Source organism: Micromonospora sp. 067-2, from assembly GCF_046549295.1.
Lineage (GTDB): Bacteria > Actinomycetota > Actinomycetes > Mycobacteriales > Micromonosporaceae > Micromonospora.
Window position 1 is genome coordinate 363,084 of sequence record NZ_JAJPWB010000004.1, and the last position, 22,188, is coordinate 385,271.

Here is a 22,188-nt window from a genome sequence, read left to right on the forward strand (position 1 = left end):
GCACGATCCGTCGTTGCTGCCGAATCTCTCTATTCTGGATCAAGGCACCGCGCTCCGCGCGGTACGGGGCGGCAAGCCCGGCCGGCGGCAAGCCGCCCCGGCCGCCTACGGCGCCGGGGCGGTGAGCCACCGACAGCCGCCGGGACACCGCCCTTCCGCCAGATGCGGACAGCACTACGGTCGCAGCATGGACGACCCGATCGAGCTGCGACTCGACCTCACCACCGCCGATGACCTTCGCAATGCGTTGTACGACCTGGGCGAGCATCAGGCCGCGGGCAGGCCCATCCCCTACATGGACACCGAGACCAGCCGACGACTCGGCGCCCTCCTGAGAGACCTGGACATCCTGTTGGGCGGCACCGGCAGATTCGCATAGCGGGCTTGCCAGCAAGCGGTACGGAAGCCGGCACATCAGCCGCCGGCGAGGTTGGGGCTTCCGCCTGCCGCGCCAGTCCAACCCCGGGACTGGCTTGCCACCGGATCACCGGGTAGCGGCCGCAGCTCCACCGCCAGGACGTGCCCGCCCCTCCCCCACAGCCGCCAGCCCGACTCCCGGGATCATCGGGCGTCGGCCGAGAGAGCACACAGCGAGCGGATCGGAACCGAGGTCAACTGAGCCAACGCTCAGGCCGTCTCCAGGCCGTCTCAGGCCGTGGCCAGGCCGTCAAGCGCCGCCCAACGATGACCAAGGCCAACCAACAGCACCAGATAAACGGCCAGCTCAGAGCCTTGATCGCGGCTCTGAGCTGGTGGGCGACGGACGAGTCGACCTGTACGCCGGATTCTGTGCGCGGCGCATACCCCGAAGGGTTTGCGTCGGCGGCGGCCATCCATCTCGGCCTGCCGTTGCCGGCAGGCTCCAGCGGCCTACCCGCAGACATCGGGCGGGCAGCCCTCAAGCGTCTGCGCGGGGTCGTCATCTTGCGGTGACGGCCCTTACTTGGCCTTGCTCCGGGTGGGGTTTACCGAGCCACCCCGGTCACCCGGGGTGCTGGTGGGCTCTTACCCCACCGTTTCACCCTTACCGTCCCCGATTGGGGTCGGCGGTCTGTTTTCTGTGGCACTGTCCCGCGGGTCGCCCCGGGTTGCCGTTAACAACCACCCTGCCCTGTGGAGTCCGGACGTTCCTCGGCAGCGGGCCGAAGCCCGCTGACGCGACCGCCCGGTCGACTCGTCCGTCGCGCCCTCATCCTAACGACGCCGCTGGCGCGCCTATTGCCGCCCCGCAGGCGGGCACCCGCACAGACCTGCCCGCACGGAGTGCGCCGGCTTCGGTCACGCCCGCCGGCTACTTTCGGCCAGAGCTTCCGGCACGTTGCCAGCCTCGATGGTCGCCCACACATCCTCGCCACGGTTGAGATCGTCGGCGCTCAGTTCGGGAGCCAACCGGAGCCGGACGTACTGCTCGGCGTGGTCCGCACGGTCGCGTAGCTCGCCAACGGTGAAGGTCGCCTGAGCCAGCTGGGCGACGAGGTCACGGATGGTCGTTCCACGTTCCTTCGCCAGGAGCGCCAAACGGTCGCGTACCTCGGTGTCGACCTTGATCGTGGTATCCACGACCGCAGTATACGACCGGTATACCTCCGAGTGGTTCGGCAACGCCGGCCAGCTCACGAGGGGTGCGGTGCGCGTACTAGCCTCAAGGTTCTATGGATCTCTCTCACGCCGCGCTGCTGCTCGCCGCCGGTCTAGCCGCTGGCACGGTCAACGCGGTGGCCGGTGGGGGTTCGTTGATCACCTTTCCGGCGATGATCGCCGTCGGGCTGCCCCCGGTGCCGGCGAACGTCAGCAACTCCGTCGCCGTGTTCCCCGGGTACCTGGCCAGCGTGGCGGGCAGCCGGGCGGACCTGCCGCGCCCCCGCGCCCTGGCCACGCTGGTGCCCACCACCATCGTCGGCACGATCGTCGGGGCGTTGCTGCTGTTGGCCACTCCGGCCCGCGCGTTCGAGCTGGTCGTACCCTTTCTGGTGCTCGGCGCGACCGCGGTCCTGGCCTTCCAGGACCCGCTGCGCCGCCTGGTCGGTCACCCCCGGGACCTGTCGCCACGCCAGCGGACGGTCGCGGTGCAGACGATGGTCGCGCTCGGCGCGGTGTACGGCGGGTACTTCGGTGCGGCCCTCGGGGTGATGCTGATCGCCGGGCTGGCCCTGGTGCTGGACGCGACGCTGGCGCGGGTGAGCGCGATCAAGAACCTGCTCTCCGCGGTGGTGGGCTTCACCACGCTTGTGGTGTTCGCCCTGTTCGGCCCGGTCAACTGGGCGGCCGTCGCGGTGGTCGCTCCGGCGACCTTGATCGGTGGGTACGCGGGTGCCCGGCTGGTACGCCGGCTGCCGCCGGTGCTGCTCAAGACGCTGATCGTGGTCTTCGGCACGGTCATCGGCCTCTACCTGCTCTGGCGTGCCCTCACCTGACCGGCGACCGGTCAGTACACCTCGCCGACGGGCTGGTGCTCGGTGTCGGCGGCGGCGCGGTTCCAGCGGGACCAGAGGACCCGCTCGCCGTGGCCGGCGGCCATCAGGTGCGCGAAGGCCAGGTAGACGAGCACGCCGACGGTGAGCACCCCGAAGCCGACCCAGTACGGCAGTGACAGTGACTGCTCGGCGAGCTTGCCGGAGATGATCGGCGCGGGTGCGGCGGCGCCCCAGCGGACCAGGTTGAACGCGCCGGTGGCGACGCGCCGGTCGCTGGAGCCGAGGCCGAGCGCCAGGTCGGTGAGGTTGGCGTTGGCCAGCCCCATGCACAGGCCGGAGAGCACGAGCACCACCAGCGCCTCGGCGGTGCTGGTCGAGGTGGCGAAGAGGACCATGCAGACCAGCAGGCCGGCGATGGCCACACCGACGGTCTGCACCGCGCCGATCCGGTGGGCCAGGCGGTGGCCGACCACCAGGATGCCGGTGGCCAGGCCGAGGCCCCAACCGGTGAACGCGAGCCCCAGCGGGATGATGTCCAGGCCCAGGAAGAGCGGCGTGTAGCCGAGCACCACGAAGAACACGAAGTTGTAGGCGGCGGTCACCGCGCAGAGGGCGAGAAACGCCGGCCGGCGGTAGGTGGCGAAGATCTGGCCGACGCGTACCGGTGGCTGTCGGTTGGTGGGCTCGCGAAGCTTGCGGGAGGCCACGCCGAGCGCGAGGACCATGAAGACGCCGCAGACGAAGAACGGCAGCCGCCAGCTGACCTCGCCGAGCAGGCCGCCGATCAGCGGGCCGACGGCGAAGCCGAGACCGAGGGCGGTCTCGAAGAGGCCGACCACCCACTCCCGGTCGTTGGCGAGGTTGACCAGCACCACCATGGCGGTGGCGAAGAACATCGCGTTGCCCAGCCCCCAGACGCCGCGCAGCACGGAGAGCTGCACGATGGTGTCGCTGAACGAGGCGAGGATCGCGGCCACGCCGACCACGGAGACGCCGGTGATGAGCACCGGCTTGAAGCCGAACCGGCCGCTGGCCAGCGTCGCCGGGATCATGCCGAGGGCCATGACCGCGATGTACGCGGTGAACAGCAGCTCGACCTGCCAGGCGGTGACGCCGATCGCCTCGCCGATGGCGGGCAGGATCGGGTCGACGACGGCGATGCCGGCGATGGCGAGGAAGGCCACCAGTGTGGTGGCGTAGATGGCACTGCGGTTCGGTTCGGAACGCCGGTCCACTCCGACTCCTCAATTAGCTGTATGATGCAGGTACTTAGCTTGTATCATACAGCTATGAGCGACGACCGTGACACCGACGCCGACGAGACCGCCCTTGGTCGGATCGAGACCGAGGTTGCCCTGCTGATGCGCCTCGGCGAGGCGACCCGGCGGGCGACCGGCACCGCCGAGCACCGGGTGCTCGACCGCGCGGCGTACGTGATCCTGCGTCACCTGGACACCGCCGGCCCGCAGAACGTCTCCGCGCTCGCCGCCCGGCTCAACCTGGACGGCTCGACGGTGACCCGGCAGGTCTCCGCGCTGCAGCGGGACGGCCTGATCACCCGTACGCCGGACCCGTCCGACGGCCGGGGCACGGTCATCTCCCCCACCCCGGCCGGCCTTGAGCGGATGGCCGCCGTGCAGGCGGCCCGCACCCGCCTCTACGGCGACATGCTGGCCGACTGGAGCGCCGAGGACCGGGCCGACCTGGCGACCATGCTGGGCCGCCTCAACCAGGCCCTAACCGCCCGCAACCGCCCCCGCTGACCAGCCTCGGGAGACCGTCACCCGGCTTCTCCCCGCCAAGATCGCGCAGAATCCTGGTTGTAGTGGCATCGCACGCGTTCCGACACCACAACAACAAGGATCGAGCACGATCTTGGCGGCAGATCCCCGGCAACGCCGGCAACGCCGGCGCATGGCGGCGCATGGCGGCGCATGGCGGCGCATGGCGGCAACGCCGGCGCATGGCGGCAACTTCGGGGAAGTCCGGGCACCGGCTACCTGGCTGCCGGCGGGCACCGCCGCCCGGGCACCGACCGTTGTCGGTGCCCGGGCGTGTACCCGATGTCAGGCGACTGGTTCGCGGGCTGGGTTGGCGTCGCGTTCGGTGCCGGGGGTGATGCGGGGGTCGCCCTCGTCGGCGAAGTAGTCGTCCGGCGTGGTGCCGTCGGCGCCGTCGGCCACCTTTGTCGCCCGCAGGATCAGCGTCAGCAGCGCCGCCACCGCCAGATTCACCAGCACGGCCACGATTCCCACGTAGATCGTCTTGCGGGTGTCGAAGCCGAACTCCGACAGCGGGAACGCCGAGCCGCCGAAGTGCTTCCGGGTCGGGCTCGCCACCTGGTAGAGCATCCACATGCCGAGCCCCATGCCGGCCGCCCAGCCGATGATCAGGCCGGTGCGGTGGAACCAGCGGGTGTAGAGGCCCAGGGCCACCGCCGGCAGCGTCTGGAGGATGATCACACCGCCGATGAGCTGGAGATCGATGGAGAACTGCGGGTCGAGGAAGACGATGCAGGCGACCGCGCCGACCTTGACCACCAGCGAAGTGATCTTCGATACGGTCGCCTCCTGCGCCGGGGAGGCGTCCCGCTTCAGGTACTCCTTGTAGATGTTGCGGGTGAACAGGTTCGCCGCCGCGATCGACATGATCGCCGCCGGCACCAGCGCGCCGATGCCGATCGCCGCGTACGCGACACCGGCGAACCAGTCCGGGAACTGCTGGTCGAAGAGCAGCGGCACGACGGTGTTGTTGTCCACGGTGCCGGCCGACGCCCCCGGCAGAGGCTTCACCCCGGCCGCGATGGCCATGTAGCCCAGCAGCGCGATCAACCCCAACAGCAGGCTGTACGCGGGCAGCGCCGACATGTTCCGCTTGATCACGTCGCGGTTCCTGCTGGCCAGCACGCCGGTGATGCTGTGCGGATAGAGGAACAGCGCGAGCGCCGAGCCGAACGCCAGGGTGATGTACTGCAGTTGGTTGTTGGCGTTGAGCAGGATGCCGTCGTTCACGTTCGGCGAGGCGTCGAACTTCGCGTCGGCGGCGGCGAAGATGTCGCCCCAACCGCCCAGCTTGTACGGCAGGTAGATGACCGCCACCAGGATCACGATGTAGATCAGGGTGTCCTTGACGAAGGCGATCAGCGCCGGCGCGCGCAACCCGGACTGGTAGGTGTAGGCGGCCAGGATGGCGAACGCGATGATGATCGGCAGGTGCCGTGCGACGGTGCTCTCGCCGGTCACCCCCATCGTCTTAAGCACGGCCTCGATGCCGATCAGCTGCAGCGCGATGTACGGCATGGTGGCCACGATGCCGGTGATCGCGATCAGCAGCGCCAGCACCGGAGAGTCGAACCGCTTGCGGACGAAGTCGGCCGGCGTGACGAACCCGTGCCGGTGCGACACCGACCAGAGCCGGACCAGCACCAGGAAGACCAGCGGATAGATCACGATGGTGTACGGCACGGCGAAGAACCCGGCCGCCCCGGCGCCGAACATCAACGCCGGCACCGCCACGAAGGTGTACGCCGTGTAGAGGTCACCGCCGACCAGGAACCAGGTGATCCAGCCGCCGAAGCTGCGCCCGCCCAACCCCCACTCGTCGAGGTGCGCCATGTCCTTCGGCGCCCGCCATCGGGCAGCCACGAAGCCCATCGCGCTGACCAGCAGGAACAGCAGGGAGAAGACGATGATCTCGGTGAGATGGTCCTTCCACATCAGTGCCCACCCCGCTTCTTCGTCCTCTGGTAGACCAGCGTCGTGGTGGCGACGCCGAGCAGGATGTACGCCAGTTGCAGCCAGTAGTAGCGGGGGAACCCGAAGATCCGGGGCGAGTCGCCGTTGAAGAAGACCGGGATCAGCGGCACCACGATGGGGAGGAAGAGCAACCAGTTCCAGGGGCTGTGGTCCTTCGCCCTGGTTGGCGCCGTGGTCGGCGCCTCCGGTTCCGGTGCAGCCATCTGACACACCTCCGGGGAGTCGAGGCTCTCGATGTAACGGCCGGAGGCTATGACTTTGTGATGGCCGTCACGTCGCCCCTCGGGAGGGTGCTGCGCCGAACGGCCGATCGGCTGCGCCGAACGGTGTGGCCGACCAGCCCGCCGGAAAGGAGGCCGGCCCGTCGACGGTGTGGGGCCCGGGTGCGGTTGGCACCCGGGCCCCACATCGGCCGGTCGTGGACTGTCCGGTCGGGGTTACCGCCGGGCAGCCCAGAGCACCGCCCGGCCGAGCTGCGACTGAAGGCCCTTGGGGTGCAGGCGGAAGGTCGGGTTGGTGCCGAACAGCACCACTCCGTTTCCGGCGGCGGAGACGCCCCGCACGATGCTGGCCTGGTTGGCCGCCGCGGCCTGCCCGTTGGCGCCGTCGGTGGCCCACCAGCCGGCGAGCAGCGGGTCAGCCGCGTACGACTGCTCGACCTCGACGGTGGCACCCAGGTTGGTGAACCAGACGGGCTGGCTGATGAACGCGTGCGGGATGGCCGACGTGGTGACCGGTCCTCCGCTGTTCACGATGGTGGCCACTCCGCTGGCCAGACCGGCCCCCGCGGTGGCGGTCACGCTCAGCAGCGCGGTGCCGTTGCTGAAGGACGCCCCACCGGTGCCGAGGCCGACCACCCCGCCGCCCCGGGCGAGGAAGCGGTCCAGGGCGGACCGGTTCTCGGCGGTGAGGGTCGCCAGGTTGACGTTGCCGGCGACCAGCAGCACGTCGACGTCGTCGGTCAGCGTGCCGGCGAGCGTCGCGGCGGTCAGCGCACGCGCCTCGAAGCCCAACTCACCGAGGGTGTCCCGCTCCTCGACCGAGCCGAGGTAGCCGACCACGACCCGGTCCAGCGGCGTGCCCTGCCAACCGGTCGGCGCGCGTTCGAAGCTGACCGCATGGGCCCGGACCTCGGCGCGGGCCAGCCTGCGGTTGGCCGGGGTGCCGGGAACGACCACCGACCCGTCGGCGAGCCGGTGCACGGCGACGCCCTTGGCGAGCAACGAGTTCACCGCGAGCAGATCGGCGGCGTCCCGCAGGTCCAGGCGCAGGTCCGACCGACCGGCGGGCAGTGTGCCCTCGGCCCGCCCGTCGTAGGTCCGCTCCAGGCGCACCCGGGGCAGGTCGTTCCAGAGGGTGTCCACGGTGGCGCCCCAGGTGAGTCCCTGGCTCCAGGCGGCCGGGCCGGCGTAGAGGTCGTTCACCCGGTCGGTGATGTCCGCGCCCGGTTCGAGCAGCGAGTTGACCAGGCCGCGCTTGGGTTGGTGCAGGTCGACGACGTACGACCCGGCCTGGTAGCGCTTGCCGCCGGAGGTGAACGCCTTCTTCGCACGCCACACCCGGCCACCGCTGCTGATCAACAGGTCGACCAGGCGGGCCGCCGCCGGCTCCGAGCGCTGACCGGTGCCGCTCGGAATGACGTACGCCCGGGGGAAGGTGGTCTTGTAGTTGTCCTCTGGTCCCCAGCCGGGCACGTAGCCGTCGGGGATGTCGCGCAGCGGCTCACCGGCCAGGCCCCGGCGGTAGACCTCGGCCTGGTCGTGCAGCACCTCGGCCCGGTGGTCCTGGATGTAGCGCAGCGACGTGCGGATCGCCACCTCGTGCACGTCGGTGTTGATAGCGGAGCGGCGTACCCGCTCGGCCGGGGGAAGCGTGCTGCCGCGCGGGTTCAGCGGTGCCTCGATGGTGTACGGGATGCTGCTCTGCAGCATGGCGAACGACGGCACGTAGATCGGCGGGAAGTCGTCCCACACGCCCGGCTCGTCGTCGCGGAACGGGATCCGGGCCCGCTGGGTCTCGGCGTACCCGAGGCCGCGCAGGTCCTGCTCGATGGCCAGGGCGTTGGGCAGGCCGTGCTTGATGTACAGGTCGTACTCGTTGTTGACGTTGTGCGGCGGGGTGCTGGGGTGCAGCAGGGTCGGGTTGACGTACCCGTGCAGGTCCAGCGTGATGATCGGCTTGGTGTCGATGATCAGGTCGCGGATGAGGTTGGTCTCGGGCTGCGCGACGATCGTCAGGTCGCGGTTCAGGTCGTAGCCCGCCGCGTTGGCCCGGGTGCCGGCCACCCGACCGTCCGGGTTGGAGGTGATGTTGAAGACCAACCGGTTGCGCTTCAGCAGCTCGGCCGTCTCGGGGCTGCGGTCGGCGGCGAACTCCTCGATGACCCGCAGCGCCGCGTCGGTGCCCTCCCACTCGTTGCCGTGGATGTTGGCGTTGACGAAGAGCGGGGTCTTGTAGCCGGCGAGCAGCCTACGGTCCCGCTGCGCGCGGGCCGGCTCGTCCTCGAGAAGCCGCTTCCAGGTCTCCTGCTGCCGCGCCTCGGTGCGGCTCTCCGGCGCGGTCACGGTGACCGCGTACAGGTCGTGGCCGCCCGCGGACTTCCCGGCGACCCGGGCGGAGACCCGGTCGCTCGCCTGCTGGAGGGCGTTCAGCTTCGGCGCGATCTCGTCGTACGGGATGACGCCGATCGGGATGGACGCGTCGGCCGGGTTGTCCGGCCAGACCGGAAGGGTGCTCTGCCGGGGGTAGCCGCGGACGTCGGAGAGGTCGACGGGGCGCGACGGCACCGTTGGCAGCGCGCTGGCGTACGCCGGCCCGCTCAGGGCCACGGCGGCGAGCAGCACGGTGCTCACCGCGGTTGCGGCGAGCCGGGGTGATCGTCTTGTGGACAGCATGGACAGATCTCCTGTCGGGAGGTACGCGCAGGCGAACGCGCCGCAGGGCCGGAGACCTGCGGTGGTGGGATGTGCCTGCTGCGTGCGAGAAAGAGGGACCCGGCGTCAGATGGAGCGTCGACAGGCGGCGCTGGCGACGCGCAGGAGGTCGATGTGACCCCGCTTCGTCAGGTGAACGCTTCGCACCAACCGATCTTGAATCGGCCGCCATCCACTGTCAACAGTTACCGCACAGGTTCGGACCGTGGAGCCGAAACCCTCCCGACAGATGGGAATTAGTCGATCTTGGCGAGGTGGGCGGTGTCGTTGACCGTCCGCACCGCGACGCCGCCGTCGGGCCACATGTCGAGCACCGAGATACCGGCCGCGTCCAGGAAGAGCCGGTGCAGGAAACCGTCGCCGGCGGCGAGCGCGTCGCGCAGCACCAGCTTGATCGGCGAGACGTGCGAGACGACCACCACGGTCTCCCCGGGGTACGCGGTGAGCAGCCCGGCGATGACGCGGTGTGCACGTTCGGCGACACGGGTGAACGACTCACCACCCGGCGGGGCGATCCGGGCAGAGGCGAGCCAGGCGTCCATCTCCCCCGGCCACTGCTGGCGTACCTCGGCGAAGGTGCGACCCTCCCACTGGCCGAAGTCGCACTCGATCAGGTCGTCCTCGGTGCGGACCGGCACGTTCCCGAGCGCCCCGGCGATCGCCGCCGCGGTGGACGTACACCGGGACAGCGGTGAGCTGAGCACGGCCGCGACGGACGGGGCCAGCGCGGCCACCCGGGTGGCGGTGGCCCCGGCCTGGGCCCGGCCGCGCCCGGAGAGCGGGACGTCGCCGCGGCCGGAGTAGCGCCGTTGCTCGGTGTACGCGGTCTCGCCGTGCCGGACGAGGATCAACCGGGTGGCGGTGAAGCTCGGCCGCGGCTCCCAGGACGGCGGCGCGGTCGCCGGGTCGCTGCCCACGACCGGGGCGGCGGGTGTGGCCGGCTCTGGTCGACCGGCGGCGGCGTCCATGGCGGCGTTGGCCAGCGCGTCAGCGTGCCGGTTCTGCTCGCGGGGGATCCAGGTGAACCGGACCGCGCTGAACCGTCCCACCAGCCCGGCCGCCTGGGCGGCGAGCGGTCGCAGACCGGGGTGCTTGATCTGCCACCGACCGCACATCTGCTCGACCACCAGCTTGGAGTCCATCCGGACGTCCACCTCGGCGACGCCCAGCTCGGCGGCGGCGGTCAGACCGGCGATCAACCCCTGGTACTCGGCGACGTTGTTGGTCGCCGTGCCGAGCGACTCGGAGCGCTCGGCCAGCACCTCGCCGGTCTCCGGGTCCCGCACCAGGGCGCCGTAGCCGGCCGGGCCGGGGTTGCCCCGGGACCCGCCGTCGGCCTCGACGACGACCACGCGCGGCGCCACGACCTACAGACCCGACTCGTTGGTGCGGACCATGATCCGTCGGCAGTCCTCGCAGCGGACCACGTCGTCCGGGGCGGCCTTGCGGATCCGCGCCAGATCGGCGCCGGAAAGCTCCAGCCGGCACCCGCCGCAGCGGTGCGCCGTGAGCAGCGCGGCACCGAGCCCGGTGTCCTCGCGGATCTTGTTGTAGAGGGTGACCAGCTCGCTCGGGAGGTCGGCGGCGAGCGGCCCGCGGGCCCCCCGCTTGAACTCCTCCTCCTTGGCGATCTCGGCCAGCGCGTCGTCGCGGCGCTGCTCGGTCGCGGCCCGCTTGTCCCGGGTGTCGGCCAGCCGCTGCTCCACGCCGTCCAGCACGCCCTGCGCGGTCTCCCGCTGCTCCATCAACTCCAACTCGGCGTCCTCCAGGTCGCCCTGGCGCCGGTTCAGCGAGACCAGCTCGTGCTGGAGCGCCTCCAGCTCCCGGGCCGGGCCGGTGCCGGCGGCCAGCCGGTTCTGGTCCTTCTCCTTGCGGGCGCGGACCTGCTCGACGTCCTTCTCCAACCGGGCGATGTCGCGGTCCAGGTCGTCGACCGCCACCTGGGCGCGGACCCGCTCGTCCTCCAGCGACGACAGCTCCCGGGCCTGCGCCTCCAGCTCGGCCCGCTCGGGCAGCGAACGCCGACGATGGGCGAGCTGGGCGAGGTTGGTGTCGATCGCCTGGAGGTCGAGCAGGCGGCGCTGCACCTGGGGGTCAGCCTTCACGGTCGGGCTCCTTGTCGTCCACAACGGGTGCGGCGGCGTGTACGGTCCATGGGTCGGTGTCCAGGTCGGACACCAGCGTCTCGACGCCCGGCGCCTCCCGCAGGAGGGCCGCCAGATCGTCCAGCCACGGTCGTTCGGTCGCCCAGTGGGCGGCGTCGATCAGGGCGGGACCATCGGCGGCGACGTGCTCGCTTGCCGGGTGGTGCCGCAGGTCGGCGGTGAGGAACGCGTCCACCCCGGCGGCGGTCGCGGCGCCGAGGAAGCTGTCCCCCGACCCGCCGCTGACGGCGAGGGTACGAACCATACGCCCGGGGTCCCCCGCCGCGCGAACTCCCCAGGACGTGACGGGGAGCACGGCGGCGGCATGCCGGGTCAGCTCGGCCAGGGTCATCGGGCGGGGCAGCTCACCGATCCGGCCGACACCCCGGTCGTGGCCGTACGCGGGCGAGGAGGGCGCGGGCCGCTGCAGCGGGCGCAGGCCGGTCAGACCGAGCCGGGCGGCGAGGGCGTCGGAGACCCCCGGGGACGCCACGTCGGCATTGGTGTGCGCCACGTGGAGCGCCACCCCCGCCCGGATCAACTGGTGGATGATCCGCCCCTTGACCGTCGTCGGGGCGACCGAGGAGACCCCGCGCAGCAGGAGCGGGTGATGCGCGACGATCATGTCGGCGCCGACGGCCAGCGCCTCGGCGACCGTCTCCGGCACCACGTCGACCACGCAGAGCACCCGGCGGACCGGGGCCGCAGGCTCGCCGAGCACCAGGCCCACCCGGTCCCACTCCTCCGCCCAGGTCGGCGGATAGCGCCGTTCCAGCTCGGCCACCACGTCGGTCACCGTGGGGGTGGATCCGCATACGCTCACGGCGGGCCAGCTTACCGGCGCGCGGCCGTCCGGCGGCGACGCCCGGCCCGGCCGCGCCGGTCAGGCGGGCGATCTGGCCGCTAGGCGGCGCTCCAGGAGACGCTGCCCAGCGTTGCCAGCGGCATCGGCCAGGGAAACGCGTCAAGGTGCTGCTCGCCCGTTCCCGGCGGGTGCAGGGCGACCACGTGGTCGCCGAAGAGCACCGTGACGCCCCACTCGGTCAACCGCGCGATACCGGCCCGGAACGCCGGGTGGGCGGCCATCGCGGCGTTGGTGTACGGCACCGCCACGATCGGAAGCCCCTTGCCCTGCGCCTCGACCAGCAACCCGAGCGCCAGGGTGTCCGCGATCCCGGCCGCCCACTTGTTGATCGTGTTCACGGTGGCCGGGCAGACGATCATGGCGTCGGCGGGCGGCAGCACATCCGGATCACCGGGGTTCTTGTAGTGCGTCCGCACCGGGTGGCCGGTCTGCCGGGCCAGGGCCGGCTTGTCGACGAACTTGGCGCCGTCCGGTGTGGCGACGACGCACACCTCCCATCCGTCCTGCTGAGCCAGGTCGACCAGGCGCCCGACGTGTCGCGCCAGCGGCGAACCGCAGGCGATGACATAGAGCACCTCGCGGTGCTCGCTGACGTGTTGCGAACCGGCCATCAAACCGGCTCCGCGCTCATACCCCTACTCCCATGTGCTCAGCCAACTCCGCTACCGGAGAAGGCGGCGCACCACGTGTGCGACGCAGGATGTCCGACATCACCTCGTGGGCGATCGGCCGGCAGCGGATCTCGGACGGGGCGAGTCGATCGCCGAGCAGCAGCATCTCGCCGGCATTCGCCACGTCGCCCATCTGGGCGTACCCGCGGGCGATGTCGAGCAGGTGGTGCGCGCGACGTTCGGGCAGCAGCGCATTGAACGAGGGCTCCAGGATGCGCAACTGGTGCACCTCCACCGCGCGGCCCCCGTCGCCCAGCTCCACCGCGGCGGCGGCCCGGTGCAGCTCGACGTTGGTCGGGCCGAACGAGGTCCAGTAGTGGTTCTGGTCGCTGCCGAGCCGGTTGGCGGCCTCCTCGGCGCAGTTGATCAGGTCGTCGACACTGGCCGAGTCGCCGATCCGGGAGGCCGCCATCGCACCCTGGAGCAGCAGCATCCCGTAGACGGAGAGCCGGGCCGGAGAGACCTCGTTGCTTCCGCCGGGTGCCAGCCGGTTGGCGATCTGGACGTTCAGTTCCAGTGCCGGGCGGGCCCGACCCATCGCGACCAGGGCGTTGCAGACCCGGGTCGTGGCAATGCCGGCCAGCAGCGGGTCGTCGGCCCGCTGGGCCACCGCCATCGACCGGTCCGCGGCCAGCCAGGCCAGCTCGCACTCACCGAGCTTGCGCAGCACCGAGGAGGCGATCTGGTAGACCTGCCCGAGCAGGTGGGCGGCCTCCGGCGCCTGGTCACCGCCGTGGCCGGCGTCGGCCGCCTGGGCGTCGCGCAGCAGCTTGGGCAGCGCCCGGGTGAGCATCCCGTAGCGGCCGTACTGGTAGGTGAGCCAGGCGTGGTTGACGGCCTTGCGCATGTCGTCCAGCGGCGGCGGGCACGGCGCCGCGTCGAAGTACGCGCTCATCGAGTCGTACCGCTCGAGCGCGGCACGGATCTCCTGCACCTCGACCTGGTCGATGCAGTTCAGCGCATCGGTGCGCCGCTCCGGGTCCTTGCCCATCAGCAGCTGGACGTCCACCTGGAGGATGTCGGCGATCTCGTAGAGGACCGAGAACTTGTCCAACCGACGGACGCCCCGCTCGACCTTGTCCACCCAGCTCTTCGACTTGCCCAACCGGTCCGCGAAGACCTGCTGCGACATCTTGCGTCGCCCCCGCCAGTAGGCCACTCGCCGCCCTATGGGTAGCTCGTCCATCTCCCCATCCCCTCCCCTGCCGCCCCGACCCATCGGGCCTGGGCGATGTCCGCGGGCGCGGCGATACTCGTTCATCTTCAGGTTTTCCCTGGTCGCACAGCTAGTACGTCAGCCGTACAGCCAGTCCTCGTACTTTTCGTGCAAGTTGCACGAGCCGTTCGTCAACCTCAACGATCGTGGGTTACGGCAGTGACGGTGCTCGACATGCGACCTGGCGTCAGCCGGGCCAGGCCAGGGGAGATGGGAAACATGTGGGGAAACGTCGGACCGCGGGTCGCTGAACTGTCACCGCTGGAACGGGTCCGGCTGCGCCGGGTCGCCGTGCGGTACGCCGCACACGGGTGGGAGGTCACCCCGGGCGCCTGTCTGGCCCGCAGCCGCTTCGTCTGCGGCCGAGCCGGCTGCCCGACCGTGGGCTGCCACCCGGCGCTGGAGAACTGGGAGCTGGCCGCCAGCGCCGACCCGGCCCGGGTGGCCACCTGGTGGCGGAGCCGCCCGCACGGCGTCCTGCTGCCCACCGGTCGGGCCTTCGACGTGCTGGAGGTGCCCGCCCACCTCGGCCGGCACGTGCTCGACGCGGTGCAGACCCACCCGGCCGGCACCGGCGTACGCGGGCCGGTGCTGGTCACCCCCACCGGGCGGTGGATGTTCCTGGTCCGCCCCGGCGATCCGCTCCGGCCGGAGCTGGAGCACTGCTTCCACGTCGTCCGGCACGGGCCGGGCTCGTGGATCCCGGCGCCGCCCACCCGACTGCCGGAGGGGCCGGTGCGTTGGGCGGTCGCCCCGGAGCAGGCCCGCTGGCAGCTTCCCGACTCCTACCTCGTGCAGAACACCCTGATCGAGGCGCTGCACGCCACCGGGGTGACGCTCGCCCCCGATCTGCTCCCCGGTCACCTGCCGCTGCCCCGGCGGGGCATGTGACGGCTGCTGCCCCGACGGGGCACGTGAACCGGCCCGGTGGGCGATTCCATCCGGTCGCCGACAGCGTCGCCGGGGCGTCGGTGCTCGTTGACAGGGGGACGGCGCGAACGCGCGCCACGAACGGGGGACCGATGTCCACGGACGACAGAGCGCCTCATCCCGGCGGCACCGAGCCGCCCCGGCGCAGCCACCCACGGCACCGGTGGGCCGGCACCCGCCCGTCCGGCTCCCGGCCGGGCCGTCCCCGGCCCACCGGTTCCCGTCCTGCCGGCACCCACCGCCCGCTCCGCTAGACCGTCCCGCTAGTCCGTCAGGGGCAGGTCGCCGGAGAGGAACTGGCGGGCGTCGTCGGTGATCACGGCGTGGCTGTGGTCGGCGAGTCGGCCCAGCCACCCGATTCCGGCGGCCCCCATGGCCAGGGCCGCCGTGGCGTACGCGTCGGACGCCCCGAGGTCGGTGCCGACCACGGTCACCGAGCGCAGCCCGCCGGCCGGCACGCCCCGGCGCGGGTCCAGCACGTGCCGACCCCGCTCGTAGACGCCGGACGTGGCGACGGCCAGGTCCGTCCCGGCGACCACGAGGCAGGCCGCCATCTCGTCCCAGGGATGCCGGATGCCGATCCGCCACGGCTCGGCGGACGGGGAGAAGCCGCGCACCCGTACGTCGCCGCCGGCGTTCACGCAGTGGTTCGCCGCGCCGGCGGCGAGCAGCCGGTCCGAGGCGACCTGCGCCGCCCAGCCCTTCACGAAGCCGGACGGGTCGAGTCGTCCGGTGGCGTACGCGTCGAAGAACCCGTCGGTGGCGCCCCACAGGTCGGCGCACGCCTCCAGCACGAACCGCAGGTCCGCAGATGCCTCGGAGAGCAGCACCTCGCCCCGGTCGAAGCGGCACACCTCGCTGTCGGCCCGGTAGGTGCTGAACCGGGCGTCCACCTCGCGCATCCAGTCGAAGACCTGATCGGCCAGCTCGTGCAGGCGTGCCGGGGGCAGATCGTCGGCGAGGTCCAGGCTGATCGTCGTACCCATGATGTGCTCGACCCGGCACAGCCCGGGTCGGGTCAGCGCCGCCGGCACCTCAGAACGCCTCCTCGATCGCGGCTCGCAGCGAGGTCTTGTACGCGTTGCTGGTCGCGGTGGCGCCGGAGACGGTGTTGAGGTTGGCGCTCTGCTTCTGCACCACCTCGCCTCCGGGGTTGTTGTACTTGGTCCGGACGTCACCGCTGTGGATGTCGGATTCGCCGCCGCTGGGCAGGGACACGGTGGTGGCGTCGACGATCCTGTTGCCGGAGACGACGATCTGCACCACCACCGTCCCGTAGCCGTTGGCCGTGTCCACCGGGGGTCCGGTGACCCGGCGGGTGGTCGGCTGGGGTGCTTTGGTGGTGCGCGGCGCGGCGGGTGCCTTCGCCGTGGTGCGGGTGCCGGACGGGCGTGCGGTGCTCTTGCTCGGCTTGGGCGACACCGGGGCGTCGGCGCTTTCCGACGGATTCGGGCCGGCCGGGCCGGCACCGGGAGCCCCGGGTGCGACGCTCGGGCCCACGCCCTGCGGGGTGGGGGTCACCAGTTGCCCGGTGGGCAGGTCCTGGGCGACCTGGGAGGTGCCCGGCGAGCCCTTGAGCACCACCAGCGCGGTGGTGCTGGCGGCCAGACCGGTGATCGCGAGGAACGCGCGGCGCATGGAATGCCTTCCTACAACTCGAAGGTGGCCAGGTGGATCTGCCGGCGGGGCACGCCGGCGCGCCGCAGCGCGGCTACCGACTGTTCCACCAGTCCGGGTGGCCCGCACAGGTAGACGTCGCGCCGGGCCACGTCGGGCACCAGTTGGCGCAGGCCGTCCGGGCTCATCATCTGGCGCGGGCCGGGATCGTCGCGGGAGCCGATGACGTACCAGATCGAGGTGTCGCGGGCCTGGGCCAGCCAGTCCAGCTCCCGGCCGAGCAGCACGTCCGCCGGGGTACGGGCGCGGTAGATCAGCGCGGCACCGGGCGGCAGTTCCTCCAGCATGGCCCGGATCGGGGTGATGCCGCTGCCGCCGGCGATCAGCAGTGCCCGGTCGCGGACCCGGTGCGCGGCGGTGAAGGTGCCCGACGGGCCCTGCGCCCAGACCCGGTTGCCCGGTTCCAGGTTGCGCAGGTCCCCGGTGTGCGCGCCGACGACCTTGACGGTGAGCCGCAGCCAGCGGCCGTTGGCCGCGGCGGAGACGGAGAACGGGTGCGACTGCCACCAGCAGCCGCGGGTGAGGAAGCGCCAGCGGAAGTGCTGCCCACCGAGCATCTCCAACCGGTCCAGCCGGTCGCCGGTGAGGTAGATGGAGATGGTGTCCGGGCTCTCCGCGACCACGTCGGCGACCCGCAGCCGGTGCCGCAGATTGAACACCAACGGCGTGATCACCCGACCCCAGAGCAGGGCGGCGACCACCAGCAGGTAGAGGGCGATCCAACCGGTGCGCACCGGGCCGGGCTTGTAGAGCTGACCGCCGTGGCTGAACTGGTGCCCGTAGCCGAGCAGCAGCACCAGGTAGCTCGACCGGTGCAGCAGGTGCCACAGCTCGTAGGGCAGCGCCCGCCGGATTCCGCGGATGCTGCTGAAGCCGACCACCACCAGGATGCCGGCGGCGACGAACGCCGAGACCATGTCCTCGTAGGTGCCGAGCAGCGTGCCGACCTCGGCGAGGACCGAGTGGTTACGCAGATCGGCGTAGCCGACCAGGATCAGCGAGACGTGCGCCAGCATGGCGACCAGCAGGGTGGCGCCGACGTCGCGGTGCCAGCGGCTCAGGTGCTCGCCGCCGATCCATCGCTCGACCAGCCGCAGGCGGCTCATCAAGAGCACCTGCACCAGCAGCAGGTAGCCGGCGACCAGGCCGGTGATCCGGCCCGCCGCGGTCACCGTGGCCGCGGTGGTCCGCAGCGAACCGGCCGGGGTGCCCAGCCACCAGGGCAGCACGCTGGCGAGCAGGCCGACCAGGAGCAGCGCGGCCAGCAGCCGCCGGCCGCCGGGCCCGCGTCGGGCCGGGATCTGCGGGGGTACGGGCTCAGCCGTCCGGCCGCCGTGCCGGGACGGAGTCCCGGTACGGCGGCCGGCGGCGTGGGTGTGCGAATGCGTCACGCGTAGAGCTTCATCGGGGCGAACTTCATGCGGGGGAAGATCTTCTGCACCTCCGCGTTGGTGAGCCCGAACCGCCCCTGCGCCACGGAACCGTAGACGTTGAACATGTTGTTGTACTCCGGCACATCCCCGGAGTCCGGCTTGTCCAGGCCGTTCCAGGCGCCGAGCAGCGAGCCGGCCAGCTTCCTGCCGGAGAGCACGGTGACCACTCCGCCGTGCCCGTGGTCGCTGCCACCCTTGTTGGAGGCGATCCGCCGGCCGAACTCGCTGGACACCAGGATCGTCACGTCGGCGGCCTGCGGGCCGAGGTCGGTGAAGAACGCGGCCATCGCGCTGGCCAGCTCGCCCAGCCGGCGGTGCAGCTGACCGCCCTCGCGGGTGCCCTGGTTCTCGTGGGTGTCGTAGCCACCCATACCGACGGTGGCGACCCGCACGTTCGCGCCGCCCTTGATGAGCTGGGCGAGCTGCTCGAACGCGTTGCCGACGCCCTCGTACTTGACGCCCTCGGCCGGCTGGTAGGGCTTGGCGGCGAGCTTCTGGGCGGTGGCCAGAGCGCCCATGCCCTCCTGCACGGCCTCCTCGACGGGGTGGTTGATCCCGGTGAAGAGCCCCCTGATCGCCTTCTCGGTGGCGGCCCGGAACCGGTCGTCACCGTTGAGCCGCAGCGAGCCGACGTTGTTCAACGACAGCGCGCCGTTGTTGCCGACCAGCGAGCGGGGCAGCGTGCCGCCGATGCCGACGCTGCGGAACGCGGTGCCCTTGCCGAGGTTGTCGACCAGACCGTCCAGCCAGCCCCGACCGCCGGTCTCGTTGGGCAGCCCGCCCAGGTTGCAGGCATCCGCGGCCTGGAAGTGGCTACGGGACAGCCGCTCGTCGGAAACCGCCGGGATGAAGCCCAACTGGCCGTTCTTGAGCCACTGCTCCAGCGGCTTGAACGCGCTGGTCAGCTTGAACCCACGGCTCAGCGCCAGCGAGTCGTTGCCGAGCAGCAGGTCGGGGCGGTCCTTGGCGAGCACCGGGTCGTTGTCCGGCGCGACCAGGCTCAACCCGTCCAACCCGCCGTAGAGGAAGACGTGGATCAGCGTGCCGGTCTTGGTCGCCGCGAACGACGCCGAGGTGGTGACGAACTGGGCGGTGGCCAGCGCGGTGGCCGTGGCCGCGGCACCGGCAACGAAGGTCCGTCGGGTGACGCCGCGACCGTCCTGCTGGGCCTCTTCCAGGTCCTCCAGGCGGCGGTAACGGTCGACCTCGGCGGCGTTCTCGGCGGCGACGATGTCGGCCTCGGCGCGCAGCAGCGCCTCGGCCGGGTTGTCGGCCAACCGGCTCAGGTCGGTGCATTCGGGGTGCAGCGGAAAGGTGTTGTACACAGTCTTCTCCATCGGGTGCCTCACCGGAGGTGGTGCTGGGGGGAAGCGAGGATCGCCCGCGCGACGGCGGTGATGGCCCCGTTCAACGTGGCGTCGACCTTGGCGGTCGCCGGCACACCGGCCACGCCGAGGACCAGGTTCTTCTCGCGGGCGGTCAGCTTCTGGTTCACCAACCGCTGGGCGAGCGCGTCCACGTACGCACCGGCGGTGGCCGGCGGCTTGGCGACCAGCTTCTCCGGAGCGGTGTACGTGAAGGTGGTGCGGTAACCGGCGGCGATCTCGCCTGCCTCGTTCCAGCCGTTGACCATGGTGCCGGCCGAGGTCCAGGCGACGTAGACGTCCGGGTAGCCGTCCGGGGTGGGCTGACCCATCGGGTACTGGCCCAGCTCGCGCAGCTTGTCCTGGATCTGCCGCAGGCCCTGCGCGTACGGGGTGCGCTTGTTGTCACCGTTGTTGTGCTTCGGCGACGGATCCGGCGACACGCCCAGGACCCGGTACGTGGAGACCAGGTACTCCATCGGCCGGCGCACCTTCTGACCCACGGCGGCCCAGAACTCCGAGGAGCTAAACAACGCGATCAACACCGGCTTGATCAGGCCCTTGTTGGTGATGTAGGTCTTCGTCAGCCGGTCCACCAGGGACTTCGGCGGGGTGTCCGAGACGAACCGGGTCGCCAGGCTCTGCGCCACGTACTTGGCGGTCGACGGGTGCAGCGCGATGTAGGTGATGTATTTGTCGATCGCCACGTCCATGGCCGTCGCAACCTTCTTGACGGCCTTCTCGTCGTTCGGGTTGGGCAGGGTGAACGCGTTCGGGTTGGTGAAGCCGAGGATCTTCACCTTGCCGATGTAGTGGTTGAACGGGTTGAGGACGTACTCACCCTTGTCGTTGACGCCCCGGCCGGTCTGCAGCATGGCGGCCTGCCGGACGTCGCCCTCCTGGTAGCCGCCGTCCACACCGACCGAGTAGAGCTCCAGGTTCTCCCGGGCGAGGTTCTCGTTGATCGCGTCCTTGCTGGAGTCCTTCTGGTTCAGGTAGATCAGCAGTGCCGGGTGCTTGTTCGCGGCGACCAGCATCTCCGGGTAGCTGCCCAGCGCGTGCTTGCGGATCACGTCCTGGTCGAACGAGGTGCGGTACACCTCGCCACCGTCGAAGTCCGCGGCAACGTGCAGGTAGTCGTTCCAGAAGTCGACCATCACCTCGAACAGCTGGCGCTTGGACCAGATCTGCCGGGCGATGGTCGCGTCCACCACCTCACGCTCCGGCTGGGCGCCGCGCTCGTTGAGCTGGTCCCGCTGGGTGCGCAACTGCTCCACGTTGAGCTTCTGGGTGGGCAGCTCGGCGAGCTTCAGCTCGGCCTTGCTCGGCTCGAGCTTCTCCGGGGTGAGCTGCGAGCGGATCCAGCCGTCGATGCCCTGCGACTTGATGTCGGCGATCACCGCGGGCGTCGCCCCGAAGGTGGCCCGCCTGGCCAGGTGCAGGATCGGGTCCTTGGCGAGCACCGTCTTGACGGTCACCTTGGTCTCCGCCGCGGCCGCGGCCGGGCCGGAGAAGGTCCGTCCACCCACGGGCGCGTTCTTCTTCAGCGCCTCGCCGGCCCGGGAGCCCATGTAGCTCTCGTTCTGCTCGGTGTAGGTGCGCACCGTGCTGGGCTGCTGGCCGCTGGGCCGCGCAGCGGTGCCGTCCGTGACGGTGCTGCCGGTCGCGTCGCCGGCCGCCGCGTCGTCGGAGAAGAGGCCGCGGAACTGCGGCGTCATGGCGAGTGCCGCGCCACCGGCGACGACGGCGGCGGTGCCGCCGAGCGCCACCATGGCCTTGCGCCGGCCGACCTTGCGGCCGGGCTCGTCGCCATCGTCCAGGGTGGGCAGTCCGCCACCGGTCGGAGCCGGGCGTCCGAGACCCTCCGGGCCGACCCACTGCGGCCCGCGCGGGGCGGGGGCGGGGTGTCCGGGGTTCGCGTAGCCGTCGGTGTACTGCTCAGCCGGGTAGCCGCCCTGGTAGGGGTGGGGCGATTCGTACCCGTACGGCGCGGACGTGTTGTGGTCGCCGTACGCGTCGGAGGTGTGGTGCTGGCGTCCGTCCCAGCCGCGGTCGTCCCGCGGTCGACGTGGTGGCACATTCTGGTCGGCCATGTACCAATCCCGATTTCTGATGAGCGCCGAAAGCTGCGACCGGGCAGGTGCGGCAGGTGCGGCGACTGTTGCCTGAGGGGGTTGCTACGGCAAGGTAGCCAGTGCGTGAGAAGCCTTCAAGACGGGCTGAACGCCCTCGTGGGGGCACTTAAGACAGCGCTCAGCGCCGCATCGGTGGCGAGCCGCGCACCGGGGCGGTCGACGGACCTTCCCAGCAGGGCGGACGTCCGGCAGCCGGGTACGGATCGGACCGCGCCGCCCTCCGCGACACTTTCGGCGCCGTTCGCCACCACAGACAAACTTAAGGTTCGGATAAGCCGGACGTGAGACGTCCTCGGAGCGGAGGAAAAGTAGCACCAGAGGGTGAGCGTGAGCCGCCGCCGCAGCGGGTATGCCGCCGAACCGCTGGACGCGTGAGGGGAAGGCAGCGCCATGCTCAGCAAAGAGGATCAGCGCAGGTTCGACCAGATCACCCGTCAGCTCCGGGAGAGCGACCCGGCCTTCTTCAACCGGCTGGACCATCGGGTCCGGGCCCGGCGAGGCCGCTACCTGATGTTGTTGACCATCGTGCTGTGGGCGTCGCTGCCGGCGATGACCGTGTTCGCCGGCCGGCTGGCCGGCGCGATCTGCGCGGTGGTGCTGGTGGCGAACGCCGCGCTCATGTGGCGGTTCCGTCGCCGCTGGACGTGACCG

21 protein-coding genes and 1 other RNA gene are annotated in these 22,188 nt (G+C 71.1%); 5 read left to right on the forward strand and 17 right to left on the reverse strand.

The genetic code is table 11. The annotated features are described in order from the left end of the window. The first annotated feature begins 187 nt into the window (after positions 1-187). Positions 188-379 carry a hypothetical protein gene (locus tag ACLJN9_RS11445; protein ID WP_410811161.1) on the forward strand — a complete coding sequence of 64 codons (192 nt, stop codon included), beginning with the start codon at positions 188-190 and terminating at the stop codon, positions 377-379. 381 nt (positions 380-760) lie between these two features. On the opposite strand, the gene rnpB is transcribed toward ACLJN9_RS11445, so the two are convergent. Then, positions 761-1,177, reverse strand: an RNA gene (gene rnpB, locus ACLJN9_RS11450) — RNase P RNA component class A. 101 nt (positions 1,178-1,278) lie between these two features. After that, the gene (locus ACLJN9_RS11455; protein WP_410811162.1) at positions 1,279-1,560 is read right to left on the reverse strand and encodes a hypothetical protein; all 282 of its coding nucleotides are present in this window, start codon (positions 1,558-1,560) and stop codon (positions 1,279-1,281) included. A gap of 92 nt (positions 1,561-1,652) precedes the next feature. Here ACLJN9_RS11455 and ACLJN9_RS11460 point away from each other — a divergent pair, with 92 nt between their 5' ends. After that, positions 1,653-2,414, forward strand: a complete 762-nt coding sequence (locus ACLJN9_RS11460) for a sulfite exporter TauE/SafE family protein (protein WP_410811164.1) — start codon at positions 1,653-1,655, stop codon at positions 2,412-2,414. Between the two features lie 11 nt (positions 2,415-2,425). Here the strand turns inward: ACLJN9_RS11460 and ACLJN9_RS11465 are convergent, their stop codons facing one another. After that, positions 2,426-3,649: an MFS transporter gene (locus tag ACLJN9_RS11465; protein ID WP_410811165.1), complete on the reverse strand. Its 1,224-nt coding sequence runs from the start codon at positions 3,647-3,649 to the stop codon at positions 2,426-2,428. Between the two features lie 54 nt (positions 3,650-3,703). On the opposite strand from ACLJN9_RS11465, the gene ACLJN9_RS11470 reads away from it, so the two are divergent. After that, positions 3,704-4,177 (forward strand): MarR family winged helix-turn-helix transcriptional regulator, encoded by a 474-nt coding sequence (locus tag ACLJN9_RS11470; RefSeq protein WP_410811166.1) that lies wholly within the window; start codon positions 3,704-3,706, stop codon positions 4,175-4,177. Positions 4,178-4,480: 303 nt separating this feature from the next. On the opposite strand, the gene mctP is transcribed toward ACLJN9_RS11470, so the two are convergent. The 9 genes from mctP to ACLJN9_RS11515 all read right to left on the reverse strand — a co-directional run bounded on the left by mctP (position 4,481) and on the right by ACLJN9_RS11515 (position 13,968). Further along, positions 4,481-6,130 (reverse strand): monocarboxylate uptake permease MctP, encoded by a 1,650-nt coding sequence (mctP, locus tag ACLJN9_RS11475; RefSeq protein ID WP_410811167.1) that lies wholly within the window; start codon positions 6,128-6,130, stop codon positions 4,481-4,483. Continuing rightward, entirely contained in the window at positions 6,130-6,372 is a 243-nt protein-coding gene (locus ACLJN9_RS11480) for a DUF3311 domain-containing protein (protein ID WP_410811168.1), read from the reverse strand. Before ACLJN9_RS11480 ends, mctP begins: the two co-directional genes overlap by 1 nt. A 234-nt stretch (positions 6,373-6,606) precedes the next feature. After that, positions 6,607-9,063: a M14 family zinc carboxypeptidase gene (locus ACLJN9_RS11485; protein ID WP_410811169.1), complete on the reverse strand. Its 2,457-nt coding sequence runs from the start codon at positions 9,061-9,063 to the stop codon at positions 6,607-6,609. 105 nt (positions 9,064-9,168) lie between these two features. Further along, positions 9,169-9,405 (reverse strand): putative leader peptide, encoded by a 237-nt coding sequence (locus ACLJN9_RS11490; protein ID WP_410811170.1) that lies wholly within the window; start codon positions 9,403-9,405, stop codon positions 9,169-9,171. After that, positions 9,339-10,466: a bifunctional RNase H/acid phosphatase gene (locus ACLJN9_RS11495; protein ID WP_410811172.1), complete on the reverse strand. Its 1,128-nt coding sequence runs from the start codon at positions 10,464-10,466 to the stop codon at positions 9,339-9,341. Before ACLJN9_RS11495 ends, ACLJN9_RS11490 begins: the two co-directional genes overlap by 67 nt. Positions 10,467-10,469: 3 nt before the next feature. Next, the gene (locus tag ACLJN9_RS11500) at positions 10,470-11,207 is read right to left on the reverse strand and encodes a zinc ribbon domain-containing protein (RefSeq protein WP_410811173.1); all 738 of its coding nucleotides are present in this window, start codon (positions 11,205-11,207) and stop codon (positions 10,470-10,472) included. Continuing rightward, on the reverse strand, positions 11,197-12,033 hold the full coding sequence (locus tag ACLJN9_RS11505; protein ID WP_410811447.1) for a Nif3-like dinuclear metal center hexameric protein: 837 nt from the start codon (positions 12,031-12,033) through the stop codon (positions 11,197-11,199). Before ACLJN9_RS11505 ends, ACLJN9_RS11500 begins: the two co-directional genes overlap by 11 nt. 116 nt (positions 12,034-12,149) lie before the next feature. Further along, positions 12,150-12,722: a flavoprotein gene (locus tag ACLJN9_RS11510; RefSeq protein ID WP_410811174.1), complete on the reverse strand. Its 573-nt coding sequence runs from the start codon at positions 12,720-12,722 to the stop codon at positions 12,150-12,152. Positions 12,723-12,738: 16 nt separating this feature from the next. Then, a complete protein-coding gene (locus ACLJN9_RS11515) occupies positions 12,739-13,968 on the reverse strand; it encodes a helix-turn-helix domain-containing protein (RefSeq protein ID WP_410811175.1) in 1,230 nt (409 codons plus the stop codon). A 249-nt stretch (positions 13,969-14,217) separates the two neighbouring features. Here ACLJN9_RS11515 and ACLJN9_RS11520 point away from each other — a divergent pair, with 249 nt between their 5' ends. Next, positions 14,218-14,889, forward strand: a complete 672-nt coding sequence (locus tag ACLJN9_RS11520) for a bifunctional DNA primase/polymerase (protein ID WP_410811176.1) — start codon at positions 14,218-14,220, stop codon at positions 14,887-14,889. 302 nt (positions 14,890-15,191) lie between these two features. On the opposite strand, the gene ACLJN9_RS11525 is transcribed toward ACLJN9_RS11520, so the two are convergent. From ACLJN9_RS11525 to ACLJN9_RS11545, 5 genes are read right to left on the reverse strand one after another with little or no spacing between them, the layout of a single operon-like run. Then, complete coding sequence (locus ACLJN9_RS11525) at positions 15,192-15,914, reverse strand: FAD:protein FMN transferase (protein WP_410811448.1); 723 nt, start codon at positions 15,912-15,914, stop codon at positions 15,192-15,194. Between the two features lie 49 nt (positions 15,915-15,963). Continuing rightward, complete coding sequence (locus ACLJN9_RS11530) at positions 15,964-16,566, reverse strand: FMN-binding protein (RefSeq protein WP_410811177.1); 603 nt, start codon at positions 16,564-16,566, stop codon at positions 15,964-15,966. Between the two features lie 11 nt (positions 16,567-16,577). Beyond that, positions 16,578-17,996, reverse strand: coding sequence for a ferric reductase-like transmembrane domain-containing protein (locus ACLJN9_RS11535; protein ID WP_410811178.1), 1,419 nt, complete (start codon positions 17,994-17,996; stop codon positions 16,578-16,580). Next, positions 17,993-19,375, reverse strand: coding sequence for a DUF1501 domain-containing protein (locus ACLJN9_RS11540; RefSeq protein WP_410811179.1), 1,383 nt, complete (start codon positions 19,373-19,375; stop codon positions 17,993-17,995). The genes ACLJN9_RS11535 and ACLJN9_RS11540 overlap by 4 nt, the downstream gene beginning before the upstream one ends. Before the next feature lie 8 nt (positions 19,376-19,383). Then, a complete protein-coding gene (locus ACLJN9_RS11545) occupies positions 19,384-21,495 on the reverse strand; it encodes a DUF1800 domain-containing protein (protein ID WP_410811180.1) in 2,112 nt (703 codons plus the stop codon). A 432-nt stretch (positions 21,496-21,927) separates the two neighbouring features. Here ACLJN9_RS11545 and ACLJN9_RS11550 point away from each other — a divergent pair, with 432 nt between their 5' ends. Further along, entirely contained in the window at positions 21,928-22,185 is a 258-nt protein-coding gene (locus tag ACLJN9_RS11550) for a DUF3040 domain-containing protein (protein WP_410811181.1), read from the forward strand. Positions 22,186-22,188 lie beyond the last annotated feature (3 nt).